Origin of the sequence: Finegoldia magna (assembly GCF_003182075.1) — a bacterium.
GTDB lineage: Bacteria > Bacillota > Clostridia > Tissierellales > Peptoniphilaceae > Finegoldia > Finegoldia magna.
Genome location: NZ_QGTH01000017.1, coordinates 1 through 16755, shown reverse-complemented (window position 1 = coordinate 16755; position 16755 = coordinate 1). Strand labels below are relative to the sequence as shown.

Genomic DNA, 16755 nt, shown 5'->3' with positions numbered 1-16755 from the left:
ACGCCAGAATTAATTTTCTGGCGTCTTTTTGGTTTCGTTGTATTCTTTTTCGTGTTTGTCGATATCATTTAAAAGCATTTTGAAAATCTGATTAAATGATTGGTTGTGTTTTTGAAATGTGGATTTTTGTAATACTTCTCGTGCTTTTTGGAATTGGTGATCTTCCACATAGGCAATCGCCAAGTTAAAATAATACAAGCTTTTTGCGTAATCTGTTTTTGGTTTGTCTTTTATTTTTTTGAAATTTTGAAATAATTTGTCCAAATTTCCATTTTGTTCGTAATCCAGCATGTATTTTCTGATTTCGCCGGCGATTTTTCTATCCATTATCATATTGTAAAGCACTTGAATCAAGATATAACTTAGAAAAAGTGCGAACGTTGTGATTAATGTAAATGAAATTATAATGAAAATTCTATTGATTCCTGTGAGATTTTGAGTCGCAACAATAGCGATTGTTTCTATCACAAATGTTAGAATTGCTAGAATTATTAGTTTACTGTTAGATATTTTTATTCTCATAAAACCCTCCGTAATTAAAATATATCCTATTTTTTACTTATTTACAAGCAATATTGAAAGATTGTAAGAATTCTATGATAAAAATTATCACAGAGTGATTATAATCACAGTATTTAAAACTTTTTTAACATATACTTAATATAACATTATGAATAAGAAAAGGAGATATGTATGAGCAATTTATTCGATAATGAACAATTCAAAAAAGCTTGGGAAGGTTTCAATGATGGAGACTGGGCAGATGAAATCAATGTCAGAGATTTTATTCAACAAAACTACACTCCATACGAAGGGGACGATTCTTTCCTAGTAGGTCCAACACAAAAAACTAAAACTTTGTGGAACGAAGTAAACGATATGATCGTTGAGGAAGTAAAATCCAAGAAAATCAAGGTTGATCTTGAAAGATTCAGCGGAATTAATAACTTTGATGCAGGATATATCGACAAAGACAATGAAGTTGTTTTTGGATTACAAACAGACGAACCTATGAAAAGGATTATGAATCCATATGGTGGTTTCAGAATGGTTGAAAATTCTTTGAAAGCTTATGATTTGGAAATGGATCCAGTTATCAAAGAAAAATTCAATGAATACAGAAAAACACACAACCAAGCAACATTTGACGCTTACACAAAAGAAATGAGAACTTTCAGATCAGCTGGTTTGTTGACAGGACTTCCTGATGCTTACGGAAGAGGAAGAATTATCGGCGACTACAGAAGAATTGCTTTGTATGGTATAGATTATTTGAAAGCTATGAGAATAAGAGACAAGGAAAATTTGACAGGAGATGCTACTGAAGAAATCATTCGTAGACGTGAAGAATTTTCTGAACAAATCAAAGCTTTTGACGAAATAAAAGACATGGCGATGAGTTATGGATTTGATATATCAAGACCAGCAATGAATGCGACTGAAGCTGTCCAATGGTTGTATTTTGGATATTTGGCAGCTGTAAAAGAAAACAACGGAGCTGCGATGTCAATCGGAAGAAACACAGCGTTCTTAGATATTTATATCAAAAGAGATATGGACAAAGGGATTTTGGATGAAGACCACGCACAAGAATTGGTAGATCAATTAGTCATCAAACTTAGAATGGTTAGACATTTACGTACTCCTGAATACGATGAATTATTCGCTGGAGATCCTACTTGGGTTACAGAATCAATCGGTGGAATGGGCGTTGACGGAAGAACTTTGGTTACGAAAACTTCATTTAGATTTTTGCACACTTTAATCAATATCGACACATCACCAGAACCAAACATGACAGTTTTGTGGTCAGATAATTTACCACGCGCTTTCAAGGATTTCTGTTCAATGATGAGTATCAAAACAGCTTCCATTCAATACGAAAACGACGATGTAATGCGTGATGTTTACGGCGACGATTACGCAATAGCATGTTGTGTATCTGCAATGCAAGTTGGAAAACAAATGCAATATTTCGGAGCGAGAGCAAACCTTGCAAAGGCGCTTTTGTATTCAATTAATGGTGGAGTTGACGAAGTTTACAGAGACAAGAAAACAGGCGAGATCGTAACTGTAATAGACGGAATTGAAAGAGACGATTCTGAAATTTTGGATTACGATAAAGTTGTTACTAACTACAAAAAAGTTATCGATAAACTTGCGAAAGTTTATGTGAATGCTATGAACACAATTCACTACATGCACGATAAATACGCTTACGAAAAAGGACAAATGGCTCTTCACGACCCAGAAGTTCACAGATTTATCGCTTTTGGTATTGCAGGAATTGCGATTGCTGCAGATTCATTGTCAGCGATAAAATATGCGAAAGTAAAACCAATCAGAGATGAAAACGGATTGGCTGTTGATTTTGAAGTTGAAGGAGATTTCCCAAGATACGGAAATGACGATGATAGGGCAGATGATTTGGCAATATCTATAAGCAAATATTTCATAGAATCTTTGAGAAAAACAAAAGCTTACAGAAATGCAGAACACACTTTGAGTTTGTTGACAATCACATCAAATGTAACTTACGGTAAGAAAACTGGTAGCACACCAGACGGACGTAAAAAAGGCGAACCATTTGCACCAGGAGCAAACCCAATGAATGGCGCAGACAAATCAGGAGCACTTGCTTCATTGAACTCTGTAGCAAAAATGCCTTACAAGAACGTAAATCAAGACGGTATTTCAAATACTTTCTCAATCATTCCAAATGCACTTGGAAAAAACGAAGAAGAAAGAATAACAAACTTGACAAATATCATGAATGGATATTTCAACCAAGACGCTTTCCATTTGAACGTTAACGTAATGGATCGTGAATTGTTGGAAGACGCGATGGAAAATCCAGAAAAATATCCAAACTTAACTATAAGAGTTTCGGGATACGCTGTAAGATTTAACCAATTGGACCGCGAACATCAACTAGATGTAATCAACAGAACATTCCATGAGTTTGTATAAATAAATTTTATTAAGGGCATATTCGTATGCTCTTTTTGACGATGGGAGAAAATTATGGACAATGAAATAAAATGTTACGTGCATTCTATCGAAACTATGGGACTTGTCGATGGACCGGGAAACAGAACTATATTTTTCTTGCAAGGTTGTCCATTGAAATGCGTTTACTGCCACAATCCAGATTCTCAAAATATACATGGTGGAAAAGAATACACTGTAGATGAAATTATAAAAATAGCGAAAAGATACAAGCCATATCACGGACAAGAAGGTGGAGTCACGATTTCTGGAGGAGAACCTATGTTGCAGGGAGAATTCTTAAAAGAATTGGTGAAAAGACTCAAACAAGAAGGATTCAACACTTGCTTGGATACATCTGGAGTTGGCGATAAAAAATACTACTCAGAAATTCTTCCTTATATCGACACAATGCTACTTGATTTCAAAGCTTTCGACTCCAAATTGTACAAGCAAATTACATTTATGGAAGAGAAGAATTTCCTAGAATTTGTAAATAATTTAGAATCTAATGGTTTTTGTGGAAATATTTGGGCTAGACATGTCATGGTTCCTGGATTTACTGATAACTACGAAGAAATGGATAAGTTTGTAGAATCTTTAGGAAAAATAAAAAATATGGTTGAAAGAATTGAAATTTTACCATATCATTTAGGTGGAGTATATAAATACAAAAATTTGGGTAGGAAATACTTCCTTGAAAATGTCGAAGCGATGGATAAAAAAGTTGCAGAAAAATTTGAAAAATACGTTAATGCACAATTTGCGAAAACCGTAAGCGACAGCAGACGTGATGAAGCTTTGAATTTTCAAGCTAGGAAAATAACAGAGGAGCAATTTAATATGGAAGATGATAAAAAATACTTGTTGGAAGCTATAAAAGATGTGGAGCTTTTCAAGGGAATTGACGATGTGGATTACGATGAGGTAATCGACAAGTTGAAGTTTTTGAAATTAAAAGCAGAAGACTACATCTTTAAGCCTGGAGATTCTGCCGAAAACATGTATGTAATCCACAAAGGTACGATAAAAGTTTTTCACAATACGATTGATGGAAGAGAACAAATTTTGTATTTGTATCACGAAAATGATTTTGTGGGTGGTCATAATATTTTGGAAGATGTGGAATACATCTACATGGGTCAAGCGTTGACAGACTGTGAAGTTATAATGATTCCTAGGGATATTTTCAATAAATATTTGATAAATTCACCACTTGCCCTTACTAAAATTTTGAAGAAAAGTTTCGAAAGAATTAGACTTGCAGAAGATTTGGTGCAAAGATTATCCACTAGCAATGCTACTATGAAAACTGCGGCGCTTTTATTACGATTAAAAGATACAATGGGCGTGGAAACTAAGGACGGAATAAGGCTAGACCTTGCGATGAACAGAGAAGAACTTGGAAATTATTCTGGGCTAACAAGAGAAACTATTACTAGAAAACTAGGTGAGTTCAAAAAGCTTGGATATATCGATTTGATAGGAAGCAAGGTCATTGTGATTAAAAATGTCAAAATATTAGAAGAATTGGTGTTGTAGTTTATTGTAAAAAATTTGATGTTGTGGTATATTATTATCAGAAATTTTGAAATATATGGAGGATTTTTTATTATGGATTTACCCGGTGAGCCGAGCTCATTAATTATTTTTTCGGTAATTGCAATTGTTGCAGTGGTATACTTTATGTATATGAATGGAGTTGGATATTTTAGGAGCATGTCTGCCTTGTGGTTTTATCAGACACATGGGATTTTGGAGGACAATATCCACGCAAGTTTGAAAAAAACTAGCGGTAAAGCTACAAAAGTGTTCAAAGTCAAAAAAAGTGGGTTTTACGATTTTAAATTGGACAATGAATTGGAAAGCGGCAACGTTACTGTTAGCCTTATAGATTCATTGGGAAACAAAGTGTTCGAATTAAACAAGATGAATGGATATTCTTCTGATTATTTGAACGAATCCGAGAAATACCGCTTGGTTTTTAACTACAACAAAGCATGTGGTAAGTTTGAACTTTCATGGAAATAGATGTGGGGAATGAAGTGCTCCCTTGTTATTAACTAAAACGCAAAAATTTTGCTGATGACTTCTGTTTTTTACAGATCTCATCAGCTTTTTTATTATATAAATGGAGGAATTATGTTAAAAAGTATAGCAATTATAATTATTTTGTCGTTGATATTGGGGAAATTTTTCAAAAAAATAAAATTGCCACCTATATTGGCATTCTTAATCGTGGGAATAACTCTCGGACCGTTCGCCATGAATCTGATTGACAAGAAAATTTTGGATATTTCATCTGAAATTAGAACTATTGCACTTGTGATTATATTGACTCGTGCGGGGTTGTCACTGGACATTGACGATTTGAAAAAAATCGGACGACCGGCGGTGTTAATGTGTTTCGTGCCGGCAGTTTTTGAAATGTGCGCTGTGGGAATATTAGCACCGATATTTTTGAAGGTGGATGTGTTGGATGCATTTATAATCGGATCGATAATCGCTGCGGTATCTCCTGCAGTTGTCGTTCCACGAATGATACGACTAATTGAAGAAGGCTACGGAGATGAACACAAAATTCCACAACTTATCTTGGCAGGAAGTAGCTGCGACGATGTGTTCTGCATAGTTGTGTTCACCTCGCTGACATCTCTCGCGCAAACAGGAGACATCAATGTGTTCAAATTCATCGCCATTCCTTTTTCTATTTTGATAGGAAGTGTCGTAGGAGCCGGAATAGGATTTTTGTTGGTGAAATTTTTCAAGAAATTTCACATGCGTGACACTGTGAAAGTGTTGATTGTATTGAGTATTTCGTTCTTATTGTTAGAATTGGAAAAAATAACACCGATTCCATTTTCGGGACTTATCGCAATAATGACGATGTCCATGGTTGTGAAGAAGATTTACGAAGATTTGGCTGAAAGATTATCAGAAAAATACAATAAATTATGGGTTGGCGCAGAAATATTCTTGTTCGTATTAGTAGGAGCGACTGTTAATGTAAAATACGCGATAAATTCTGGAATCATGGTGGTCGTTTTGGTTATTTGTGCTTTGATTTTCAGAATGATTGGAGTGTACACATCTGTTTTGAAAACAAAATTAACACCAAAAGAAAGATTATTCTGCATGATAGCCTACACTCCAAAAGCGACTGTTCAAGCAGCAATCGGTGCAATTCCTCTATCTATGGGATTGAAAGTGGGGGATATGGCATTGACTGTAGCGGTTATTTCTATTTTGATTACTGCACCATTTGGAGCGATAATGGTGGATAATTTGTATAAGAAATTGTTAACAAGATAAAAATTAAAAAACTAGAATAATTGGCGTTTGGAGCCAATTTATTCTAGTTTTTGTTTATCAATTCGATTTGTTTTACTTTCAAAAATTCATTATTGTTTTGTAGTTGTTTTTCATCTATATTTATTTTAATCCTGTCAGATTGTTTTAAATCATCAAATTTTATAATCTTTGGTTGGTTCGAGGAATTAAATTCTACTATTTTGCCATCTTTTTCTAAATCTTTGCAGTCAATTTTTGACTCTTGTTGAATAATTTTTCTGCCACCTTCAGCACCTATAATTGTAAGTGTTTTGTCGGATCTATTAACGTCTATTATCTCACATTCTACTCCCAATAGTACTACTTTTTTTTCTTTTTTAGTTGTATGAAAGAAATATATTAATAGGAAAATTATCAATACGAATATCATTACGAATATTATTATTTTTTTCATTAAAACACCTCTGATATATAATTAATTAACTAAATCATTTATTTACCTAAATCATATCAAAATAAAAAATAATGTCAAGATAAAAATGTTAAGATATGTCAAATGAGATTTATTTGAAAAAATTAGTGGTATAATTGAAATGAACAAATGGGGTGAATTATGAAAAAGAAACTTGAGATAGCAGGGATTACTCTGTTGATTGTCGTTGGAGTGTTCTTCATTTTCAAATTTGCAAACGAGAATAAATTTGACAAGCTTAGTTTTAATGCGGATTGTATTTACGTTTACTCAATTGATGATGAGAAGGAAATTTTCTCCAAAAATCCAGACAAGAAAGTGTATCCTGCGTCTTTAACCAAGATGATGACGGTGTATACAGCTATAGGAAAAATTGAAGATTTTGATAAAAAAGCTCCGATAGATAAGAAAAGCTACCAAAAACTTGTTGCACAAAACGCTTCAATGGCAGGTTTTTATGGCAACGAACCCACAACATTCGACGATTTGTTGTATGGTACTATGCTTGCCTCTGCCGGAGAATGTGCAGACAGCTTGGCTATTAATGCAAGTGGTTCCAAGGAAAAATTTGTGGATTTAATGAACGAAAACGCAAAGAATATGGAATTAACTAATACGAATTTCAAAAATCCTGAGGGAATGGATGAGGATGATCATTATTCAAGTGCAAAAGATATGGCGTTTTTGTTGAAAAATTCATTGAAAAATGAAAAATTCTACAAGATTTTCACGACCAATAAGTACATTTCTACTAAAACTTTGGATCATCCAAAAGGAATTGAAATCGAAAGTACAGTTCTTGGTAGATTGAAAGATTATGATCAAGATGGCTTCAAAATTATTGGCGGCAAAAGTGGTACTACGGAAAAAGCAGGGCTTTGTTGGGCAACTTTGTCCGAAAAAAATGGCAAGAAATACATCATTATTGTAATGGGTGTTGATTTTGACGATATTAAAAATCCTGGAGATGGACAAATCCAAGATACGATTAAGATTTTGAAGAATTTATAAGATTTATAAGGAGATTACAATGGCTATTTTAGAATTAACATTAGTTCCAATAGGAACACAAACTACAAGTTTATCACAATACGTTGCAAAAGCTTATGACAATGTAAGAAATAAAGAAAATATAAAAGTTGAATTGAATCCAATGGGAACTGTTATGCAAGGAGATATCGACGAATTATTGAAAGCTGTTCGCGATATGCAAGAATCTGTATTTAAAGAAGGAGTTGACAGAGTGTATTCTGTGATTAAAATTGATGACAGAAGAGATAAGGATGCATCATTTGAGCAAAAATTAGACTCTGTAAATAAAAAATTAAAATAATGAACAAAAAATCTGTAAAACTGTACAATTTGATATTTCCAGTCTGGATTGTGTGGCTTTATCCAGTAACTTGGGTTGGGATTGTACCGTTGAATATATTAGTGGATTTCTTGGTAACTTTGTTGGCGTTGAAATTAATTAAAATAGAAAAACCGATGGAGGTTATAAAAAAATCGATCGCAAAAACAGTTGCACTTGGATTTGTCGCAGACATTATCGCTACGGCGGTATTGATGGTTTTATCATTCGGGATTAATGGAACAAGAAATAATATTGCAAAATGGTTCTACGATAATATTTCAATTCCGATAATGAACGATTATTACGAAACGCCTTGGGGAATTTTGGTTATGGTTCTAGCAGTAATGTTTGCAGGATTTTTGGTGTATATATTCAACCGCAAATTTTCATTCAGAAATACTGATTTGTCAGAATCTCAAATCAAAAAAGTTTCTTTGACATTGGCAATAATAACAGCACCGTATCTGTTTTTGATACCGACGAATGTGTTTTATAATTTGTTCAGCTGATAATTTAATTTCAATAAAAAACTGTGTGAATTTGACTTCACACAGTTTTTGAATGCGTTATTTTTTTATAGATTGTTCGATTTTTTCTGTTATTTCATCTACGTTTCTGTCATTATAGCCGTAAAATTTTGACTCGATATTTTTGTTTTCGAATAATTTTTCCAATTCTTCCATGAAGACTCCCTTGTCATCTGTCATTTCTACGGAATTTACACAATGAGCAATGTCTTTTATAGCGGAGATTTCTCCTTTGAATTCTTCTGATTTGCAAGTAAGCCCGATTCCACAGCTAGGAGAACCGTCTATTCCTATAACTCCCAAAAAATTTACTCCGTCCTTGATATAATCGGAGATTTCGTTGACAATTGGGCTTAATAAATCACGGCTTGTTTGTCTGTAAAAATTATTGTCGAATTGTTCGTACACGCTTCCCCAGCGATTGGGCCCGTACATTCTATTTTCTGGACAAGGTAATTGGAATATTCCAACGTTCATTTTCATTAAATTTTTAATCAAACTCAAATTATCTTTCCTGCTAGCATCGTTTTTTACAACAGCAAGTTCGTTCAATAAACAATGTGACACCAAAATTATATTCTTATATTCTTGCATACGCACCTCTGTAAGATAATTATAGCATATTTTTCAAACACTACAATGTGTGATATAATTAATACATTAGTAAACAGGAGGAGAAAATGAAATTAGTAATCAAAAATTTGACTAAAAAATACGATGACAAATTGGTACTAGACGAAGTAAATTACGAATTCAAAGAAGGAGTCATCACTTCTGTTTTGGGTAGAAATGGAGCCGGAAAGACAACTTTGTTTAACGTCTTATACGATGAGATAGATTTTGATTCAGGAGAATTCTACTTGGAAAATGAAGGTTCAACTGAAAAACTTGATAAAGAAGACATAGGAATGCTTTTTTCTGAAAATTTCCTTCCTGAATTTCTAACAGGTTACGAATACATCAAATTCTATCGCGATATTAACTCTCCTAACGATATAAAAACGGTTGAAGATTACATGGAAATGATGGAATTTTCCAAGAAAGATCAAAACAGACTCATCAAAGATTATTCGCATGGAATGAAAAGTAAAATATCTTTGATAACATTGTTCATCTCAAGACCGAAAGTTTTGTTATTAGATGAACCGTTGACAAGCTTGGATGTTGTAATCAGTACGCAAATCAAAAAATTGCTGATGGAATTGAAATCACAGGGAAGAATTATTGTTTTGTCTACGCACATGTTGGATTTGGCAAAACAAATGAGCGAAGAAATCGTGCTACTACACCACAAGAAATTACAAAAATTGGATTTGGACAAGAACGATGACAAATTCGATGCAGAACTTTACGACATTTTAAAGGATGAGTCTGATGAGTAATTATCTTAGCACTTATTTGAGATTAGTTATGAAGATGAAGCTCAATCAGACAATGTATCAACTTCGTGAACTTTCAATTTTCAAGAAGATTATTCCTGCGGATATTTACGGAAATGACGTGTTGAGCTTTGGCTATTCTGCGATTTTTTACATTTCATATGTAGTTAAGACACTATTTTTCAAAATTTTGTACTGTGCAGCAGTTTATGGAATAGCAGTTATAGGAGCTGCAAAGATTTTCAAAGGAACGATTCAACAAAATATACTTATAACGTTCTTTTATTTGTCTGTTGTAATCGGAAGCATGATTTCACAATTTATGTACGTAAGTTTCGATAACGAGGATTCGATTTGTGTCAAAGCCTTGAAACTTGACGCCAAAAAATACACGATTTTGCAGGATTATTTGTCAGACATTAGTTTTGCAATCTCTGGAATAATATTTGCGATATTTTTCGCTATATTCGACATCAACCCAATGAATGCAATGAATATCACTGTATTCTGCCTTGGATTTAGAAAATTAATAAAATACATAAATATTTGTGCGTATTCGACTAAAAGTCACAAACACTTAACTAAAAACTACATCTGCATGTGGATAATTTTATTATCTGGAATGGGACTTTTGGTGTTGTACAGCACGAAATCCAAATATTTTGTACAAATATTTTATTCAACTTACGCGCTTATTTTCGGAATTGTTGCATATATTGTCGGTGCGATTTTCATTCATAAAACAGAAAAAATCAGACACATCGCTAGAATTGAAATCACAAACAAATCCATAATCGATCGCGACAACACATTTAAAGACATCAACACAGTCGCATACCAAATCGACGACGAAAAAATAGCACAAGAAAAAGGAAAAATTTACGATAATTACAACGGGATTGAATACATCAACAAATTATTCCGCTACAGATTCAAACACAAATACAAAAAAATGATACTAATTCGTTCAGGGATAATCTTGGCTGTTGGTGTAATTGGATTTATCGTACTAAGAGGACTCATAATCAATCCAAAACCAAGCGATTTGAAAATATTAGTGTCAGTATTTCCGATAATCTTGTTGTATTTCGGAATACAAATAGCAATTCCAGAATCATTCAACAGATTTATGTTTTTGAATATGGATAGATATTTGATGAAACAAATGATTTACGCAAATAAACAAAACATAAAAGACACACTAAATTTTAGAATAAAACAAAATTTAAAAGACAACGCACCTACATTTGGATTGGTGTTATTATTGATAATAAGTTGGATATTCGCCGCAAAATTAAACACAACAGATTTGTTAATAAAAGCCGCAGTGTCAGTCATCATAATTTACTTGTATCAATCAGTAAAACAACTCTACATGTACATGCTACTTCAACCATTCACAGTAGGACTCAAAAGTAAAAACGTAGTCTACTCAATACTCAACACATTCGAATCATTACTTTTTTGGGGAATAATAATCCTTCAAATAAAATTGAATTTCAATATAGGATTAGTAGCATTGGCAATCTGCGTGATTTATACAGTTGTAGGATATTTCTTGGTGTTGGCTAAGGGGGATAAAACATTTAATTTGAAGAAAAGTTAGAAATGAAAATACAATATTAAATTAAAAAAACAAGCCGAAAGGCTTGTTTTTCCATTTTGGTTAGATTTTATTGTGAATTAAGAATTACAAATATATTTACATTTCACTATGAGTATATTTTAATAAAAATATTTTATCACAAATTTTTTTAAAAAACCAGTTGACTTTTTAATTTTTCAGTGATACTATTACTAATATAGGGAATAATAAAAAAGGAGGCGAAATAAAATGCGATTTAAAATAAGTATTGATTTAAATACTACAAATATCCCAATAGATAAAAATAGGATGATATTATCATTTTTTAAACATTATCTAGAACGAAGCAATAAAGAATTCTATGAAAAAATGTACAAAAAAGGAAATGTAGACAGAAAAAAATCAACTTTTTCGCTTTATTTAAAAGACGCAAAGTTTGAAAATGATTTCATAAATATTCCAGATAAAACCATAATTTTGTATTTTTCAACATCTGATATGATTTTTGGCATTGAATTTTACAATGCTATGGTGGAAGGAAAATCACATCCTTATTTGTACAAAAATATTGAATTAACTATTAAACAAATTCAAATGATTAAAGAAAGAAATATTATAGACAATGAGGTAGTTTTTAAAACTATGTCACCTTTAGTGATTAGAGATCACGAAGACAACTCAAATACCTGGTACTATGATATTTGCGATCAAAAAGGGAAGGAAATTTTCATAAGAAATTTAAAAAATCAACTTTTAGAAGAGTTACCAGAATCTAAGTATGATGTTGATAATATTGATGTGAGAATTATTTCTAGTAAGAAAACAGTAATAAAATACTATGACATTTGGATTCAATCAAATCTTTGCATATTTGATATTAAAACAAAACCATATATTCTTAATCATTTGCATAAAAGCGGAATAGGATCTTTAAAATCAGCAGGTTTTGGGATGTTGAATTTAATGTAGGAGGTTAGTTTGGGAGAAATAATAACAATAAGATCTGATGATTGGCTAAAAAATGCTGGTATTTGTGGTTTATACAATATATTGGAAAAAGCTGGATATAAAGATCAGATAGAAGTGAGCTCGGATGAAATAAAATTTCCTGTAGAATTGCTAAAAGGATTCTCAGATATGTTTTTTAATTATTTGATAGAAACCTACAAGGATACTTTCTCATTATTCAGAATTATTAACACAGAAAAATTATTAGACAACTGGATTGAAAATGACTTCGAAAAATTTGAGAAAAAAGAACTTGATTTACTTAATTTGAACATTGAAAATTTCAAGAAATATATAAAAAGTAATAGCTACAAAAGTGCTTATAAATTGATAGGTAGAAATGTAGATCCTGAATTATTAGAAAAAAAACTTCAAAAAATCAAACTAAAGAAAAAAGAAAAGGTTTTAGATAGAATAGAAGATATAAAAAGTCAGATAGCTACAATGAAAGAAATAATTAACTATTTTAAAAGCTATGATGCAATTAAATACATTGGAGCGAAAAACGCGATTTACAATATAATTAGAAATGCATGGGACGGAGTCAGCTTTTTAAATCGTCAATGCAAAAATCCAGATATGTATGAGGAATATCAAGATTATTTTGTTAATCCAGCAATAGAATATATAGAAAACTTCGATAAAAACAAAGCAAAATACAAGTATCAATGTTTAGCTTGTTCTTCTAAAATAAAAGACTTGAATTCAGATATTGGTTTTATACGAGAAATGGGATTTGATACAAATAGAAAGACATCTCATGTATGGGATTTTAATAATTATGTAGCTATCTGTCCGATATGTAGATTGGTGTATTCATGTGTACCAGCTGGTATTAACTACGCATTTAATAAAGGAATCTTCATTAATTATTCAATGGATTTGAACAATCTAATTAAAATTAATAAGAAGATAAATTTTGAGTTACATGAAAACAGCTATTCGGGAATATCTATTTATAAATCAATACAAGATAACATGAATGAGAATTTAAACGATAACTCTCAGTATGAACTATCAGATGTGCAAGTGGTTAGATTTTATAGAGATGTAGATAAAGACTCTATAAAATATAACTTCAACATAATTAACAAGGTTGTATTAGAGACAATATCCAGTTGCAAAACTGAATTGAATACGATAAAACAAGGGAAATATAGCGAAAATTCCAATGATAAGTATATCTACAATGAGGTAATGGAAAAGTTATTAAATAATCAAAATCAATTTTTGTTAGTACAAAAATTACTTCATTATAAGTTATCAATGCCTGACAGTACGTATTATAATGCGGGTATTGTCTCAAGTATATTAAAAATTAATATTAAATATTTAGAGGAGGCAGGTTACGTGAAAAACCTAGAAAATAATTTAGTTGACGAAGCTAGGATTGCTGGGTACTATCTTCAAAAAGCATACAATATTTCAGGAAAAGGTAAAGTGGAAATTGACGAAGTATTACAACAAGAATCTAGTGAAAGTGAAGATAATAAAAAGAATAATAATTTAGCATATAATAAAAAGCTTAACGGCATAGCTTATAGAATGTTAAATGCACTAAAAACTAATAACAAGCATTCTTTTATGGATACGTTGATTAACGCTTATATGTATGTTGGTAAGAGTATTCCAAAAATATTTGCTGAGAATTTGGAAGATGATTTAGTATTTAAAAATATTGGATATGCTTTTATTACTGGAATGATAGGCTATATAAAAGAAGAAAACAAAGATAAATAAGAAAACAAATAGGAGGATACAAATGAATAATTTTAAACCAAAAGGATTAACACTAACAATAATATTTGAGGCTGAAAGTGCCAATTATGGAGAATCAATTGGAAATGTGGCATCATTAAAGAAAGTTGCGAGAAATAACGGAGAACAATATTCATACATTTCTAGACAAGCCATTAGATATAATATTGTTGAGCAATTAGGAGAAGACTTAGCTCCTGTAAGTGCTGAAGGAAAAGGCGAAAAAAAGGTTGTACAATTTAGTAAAGATGCAACTATTGAGAAGTATCCTGAAATAGACTTTTTTGGATATTTAAAGACAGAAAAAAATACTGGTGGTAAAAAGAGAAGCGCTAAAGTTAGATTATCAAACGCAACATCATTAGAAACATACAAGGGAGATTTGGATTTTCTAACTAATAAGGGTTTAGCGGATAGATTATCTGAAAACATGAATTTAGCGCAATCTGAAATCCACAAATCATTATATAAATATACTATCACTTGTGATTTGGACCAAATTGGGATAGATGAAGTCTATGATATTAATCTTCCAAAAGAAGAAAAAGTACGAAGAGTAAATAAACTGTTGGATACAGTATCAATGCTTTATAGAGATATAAGAGGAAGAAGGGAAGACTTAAAACCATTATTCGTTATTGGCGGTGTTTATGATACCAAAAATCCATTTTTCCATAATTTGGTAGATGTAAAAGATAAAAACATTGATGTTGAAGCAATAAGAGAAGCAATGCCAGAAAGCGTAGAAAAAGAAACTTATTGTGCGGTTTTATCAAAGAAATTCGAAAATGATTCACAAATAAAAAATGAATTGAATACTATATCAATGTCTGAATTCTTTAAGGTCATTAAAGATAAGGTTAATGAATATTATGAAGGCTGTTAAACTACATTTATTTCAAGATTTAGTAAATTATAGAAAACCAATGAGTTTTCAAATAAAAGAAACTTATCCTCTTCCACCTTATTCTACGGTAATTGGAATGGTTCATAATATGTGTAGATATACACAATATCAACAAATGAATATAAGCGTTAAAGGTAAGTATGTTTCTAAGGTTAATGATTTGTACACTAGATATGAATTCAAAAATGGATACAAATTTGAAGCATCAAGACACCAAATAAACGTCGATGGATATGGAATAGGGCGAGGTATTTCTACCACTGAGTTGCTTTCGCAAGTAGAACTAGTTATTCACGTAATGCCAAAAAATGAAGATCAAGTAACAGAAATTTATGAAGCATTTAAAAAGCCGTGGGAGTATCCATCTTTAGGAAGAAGAGAGGACTTAGTAATAATAGATGATGTAAAAATTGTTGAAGTCAAAGAATGCGATGTTGAGAGAAGTGTGTATTTAGATAAAGATATGTACGCATATATTCCTTTAAAATTTTCTGAAAGCAGTAAAGATTTTGATTCGGATAAGTACAACTATTTGAATAATTCAATCTACAGATCAAAAGCAAAATCAGGAGTTCCTCATAGAGGTACAAAATATATCTTGAACAAAGATTACGAGAGCGTAGATTACGGAAATAAAAAAAATCCTAAAAAATTTAGAATATGGAATAAAATAGAAGTGCTGTACACATCCCATATTTACGCAGATTCTGATTTTGAAATTTTAATGGATGATACGGGAGATTTGGTGTTTTTTGCATAAAAGGAGAATTGAATGCATCATAACAGATATTTAGCGAAATCAAATCCAGAAGAAACTATACAACAACATACAGATAATCTTTTAAAACAATTGGAAATTTTAAAATCAATATATCCTAAAATAAACGTTAATTTTGATTTATTGTATTATGCTTGTTTATATCATGACTTGGGTAAAATTTCAATAAGCTTCCAGAAAAAAGTAGATAAAAATTTATCTGATAGTATAACGAATAATGAAGAATTTCCACACGGAGTACTAAGTACATTATTTATTGATACTAAAAAACTCCGAAATAACCTGAACCCCAAAATCCGGAATACGGATGGAGGGGTTTTTGTATGCCAAAATACACAAAAGAATTTAAAATAAAATTAGTACTAGAATATTTATCAGGAAAAACAGGGGGTCATAAAAGTGTGGCTAAAAAATATGATATTCCATATTCAACCATGCGGAACTGGATAAATAAATACAAATCTGGAGGATTTGATAACTTATCTAAAAAGTTAAAAAATAATAATTACACTAGTGAATTTAAGTTATCTGTAATACAATATAGGCAAATCAATAATACTTCGCTTAGAGAGACTGTAGAGCACTTCGACCTTGTAAATGAATCTATGGTATGCAGATGGGAGAAAACTTATCAAGAACATGGTCTTTCTGGGCTAGAAGATAAAAGAGGAAGGCCTAAAAAAGAAATGACCAAATCAAATAAAAAAT

The 16755-nt window shown here is 31.6% G+C and carries 18 protein-coding genes and 1 riboswitch; of the genes, 15 read left to right on the top strand and 3 right to left on the bottom strand.

Annotated elements, in window-relative coordinates; genetic code table 11:
* Positions 1–9: 9 nt before the first annotated feature.
* Positions 10–522, bottom strand: coding sequence for a hypothetical protein (locus tag DES33_RS07275; RefSeq protein WP_110058534.1), 513 nt, complete (start codon positions 520–522; stop codon positions 10–12).
* Between the two features lie 171 nt (positions 523–693).
* On the opposite strand from DES33_RS07275, the gene pflB reads away from it, so the two are divergent.
* From pflB to DES33_RS07255, 4 genes are all read left to right on the top strand, one after another.
* On the top strand, positions 694–2970 hold the full coding sequence (gene pflB, locus DES33_RS07270) for a formate C-acetyltransferase (RefSeq protein ID WP_110058533.1): 2277 nt from the start codon (positions 694–696) through the stop codon (positions 2968–2970).
* 54 nt (positions 2971–3024) lie between these two features.
* Complete coding sequence (gene pflA, locus DES33_RS07265) at positions 3025–4530, top strand: pyruvate formate-lyase-activating protein (protein WP_094225162.1); 1506 nt, start codon at positions 3025–3027, stop codon at positions 4528–4530.
* Positions 4531–4602: 72 nt separating this feature from the next.
* Complete coding sequence (locus DES33_RS07260) at positions 4603–5019, top strand: hypothetical protein (protein WP_094225161.1); 417 nt, start codon at positions 4603–4605, stop codon at positions 5017–5019.
* A riboswitch (Fluoride riboswitch) is annotated at positions 5016–5090 on the top strand. It overlaps the preceding gene by 4 nt.
* Before the next feature lie 40 nt (positions 5091–5130).
* A complete protein-coding gene (locus DES33_RS07255; protein WP_094225160.1) occupies positions 5131–6300 on the top strand; it encodes a cation:proton antiporter in 1170 nt (389 codons plus the stop codon).
* A 43-nt stretch (positions 6301–6343) separates the two neighbouring features.
* Here DES33_RS07255 and DES33_RS07250 read toward each other — a convergent pair whose 3' ends face one another.
* Positions 6344–6733: a hypothetical protein gene (locus DES33_RS07250; RefSeq protein WP_110058532.1), complete on the bottom strand. Its 390-nt coding sequence runs from the start codon at positions 6731–6733 to the stop codon at positions 6344–6346.
* A 159-nt stretch (positions 6734–6892) separates the two neighbouring features.
* Between DES33_RS07250 and DES33_RS07245 the strand changes: the two genes are divergently transcribed.
* From DES33_RS07245 to DES33_RS07235, 3 genes are read left to right on the top strand one after another with little or no spacing between them, the layout of a single operon-like run.
* Positions 6893–7762, top strand: a complete 870-nt coding sequence (locus tag DES33_RS07245) for a D-alanyl-D-alanine carboxypeptidase family protein (protein ID WP_094224241.1) — start codon at positions 6893–6895, stop codon at positions 7760–7762.
* A 19-nt stretch (positions 7763–7781) separates the two neighbouring features.
* Positions 7782–8084 carry an MTH1187 family thiamine-binding protein gene (locus DES33_RS07240; RefSeq protein WP_094224242.1) on the top strand — a complete coding sequence of 101 codons (303 nt, stop codon included), beginning with the start codon at positions 7782–7784 and terminating at the stop codon, positions 8082–8084.
* The gene (locus tag DES33_RS07235; protein ID WP_094224243.1) at positions 8084–8614 is read left to right on the top strand and encodes a hypothetical protein; all 531 of its coding nucleotides are present in this window, start codon (positions 8084–8086) and stop codon (positions 8612–8614) included. The genes DES33_RS07240 and DES33_RS07235 overlap by 1 nt, the downstream gene beginning before the upstream one ends.
* Positions 8615–8671: 57 nt before the next feature.
* Here DES33_RS07235 and DES33_RS07230 read toward each other — a convergent pair whose 3' ends face one another.
* Positions 8672–9226 (bottom strand): CD3072 family TudS-related putative desulfidase, encoded by a 555-nt coding sequence (locus DES33_RS07230; RefSeq protein WP_094224244.1) that lies wholly within the window; start codon positions 9224–9226, stop codon positions 8672–8674.
* A gap of 86 nt (positions 9227–9312) precedes the next feature.
* Between DES33_RS07230 and DES33_RS07225 the strand changes: the two genes are divergently transcribed.
* The 8 genes from DES33_RS07225 to DES33_RS07190 form a co-directional block, all read left to right on the top strand.
* Complete coding sequence (locus DES33_RS07225; protein ID WP_094224245.1) at positions 9313–10014, top strand: ABC transporter ATP-binding protein; 702 nt, start codon at positions 9313–9315, stop codon at positions 10012–10014.
* Positions 10007–11617, top strand: a complete 1611-nt coding sequence (locus DES33_RS07220) for a hypothetical protein (protein ID WP_094224246.1) — start codon at positions 10007–10009, stop codon at positions 11615–11617. Before DES33_RS07225 ends, DES33_RS07220 begins: the two co-directional genes overlap by 8 nt.
* Positions 11618–11845: 228 nt before the next feature.
* Positions 11846–12565 carry a CRISPR-associated endoribonuclease Cas6 gene (gene cas6, locus DES33_RS07215; protein ID WP_094224247.1) on the top strand — a complete coding sequence of 240 codons (720 nt, stop codon included), beginning with the start codon at positions 11846–11848 and terminating at the stop codon, positions 12563–12565.
* A 9-nt stretch (positions 12566–12574) separates the two neighbouring features.
* On the top strand, positions 12575–14344 hold the full coding sequence (locus DES33_RS07210) for a Cas8a1 family CRISPR/Cas system-associated protein (protein WP_094224248.1): 1770 nt from the start codon (positions 12575–12577) through the stop codon (positions 14342–14344).
* A gap of 22 nt (positions 14345–14366) precedes the next feature.
* On the top strand, positions 14367–15248 hold the full coding sequence (cas7i, locus tag DES33_RS07205) for a type I-B CRISPR-associated protein Cas7/Cst2/DevR (RefSeq protein WP_094224249.1): 882 nt from the start codon (positions 14367–14369) through the stop codon (positions 15246–15248).
* On the top strand, positions 15226–16029 hold the full coding sequence (gene cas5, locus DES33_RS07200; RefSeq protein WP_227930610.1) for a CRISPR-associated protein Cas5: 804 nt from the start codon (positions 15226–15228) through the stop codon (positions 16027–16029). Before cas7i ends, cas5 begins: the two co-directional genes overlap by 23 nt.
* Before the next feature lie 12 nt (positions 16030–16041).
* Positions 16042–16401, top strand: coding sequence for a CRISPR-associated endonuclease Cas3'' (locus tag DES33_RS07195; protein ID WP_227930611.1), 360 nt, complete (start codon positions 16042–16044; stop codon positions 16399–16401).
* A partial coding sequence (locus DES33_RS07190) for a helix-turn-helix domain-containing protein (protein WP_110058531.1) occupies positions 16371–16755 on the top strand: 385 nt, incomplete at its 3' end. The genes DES33_RS07195 and DES33_RS07190, both read left to right, overlap by 31 nt.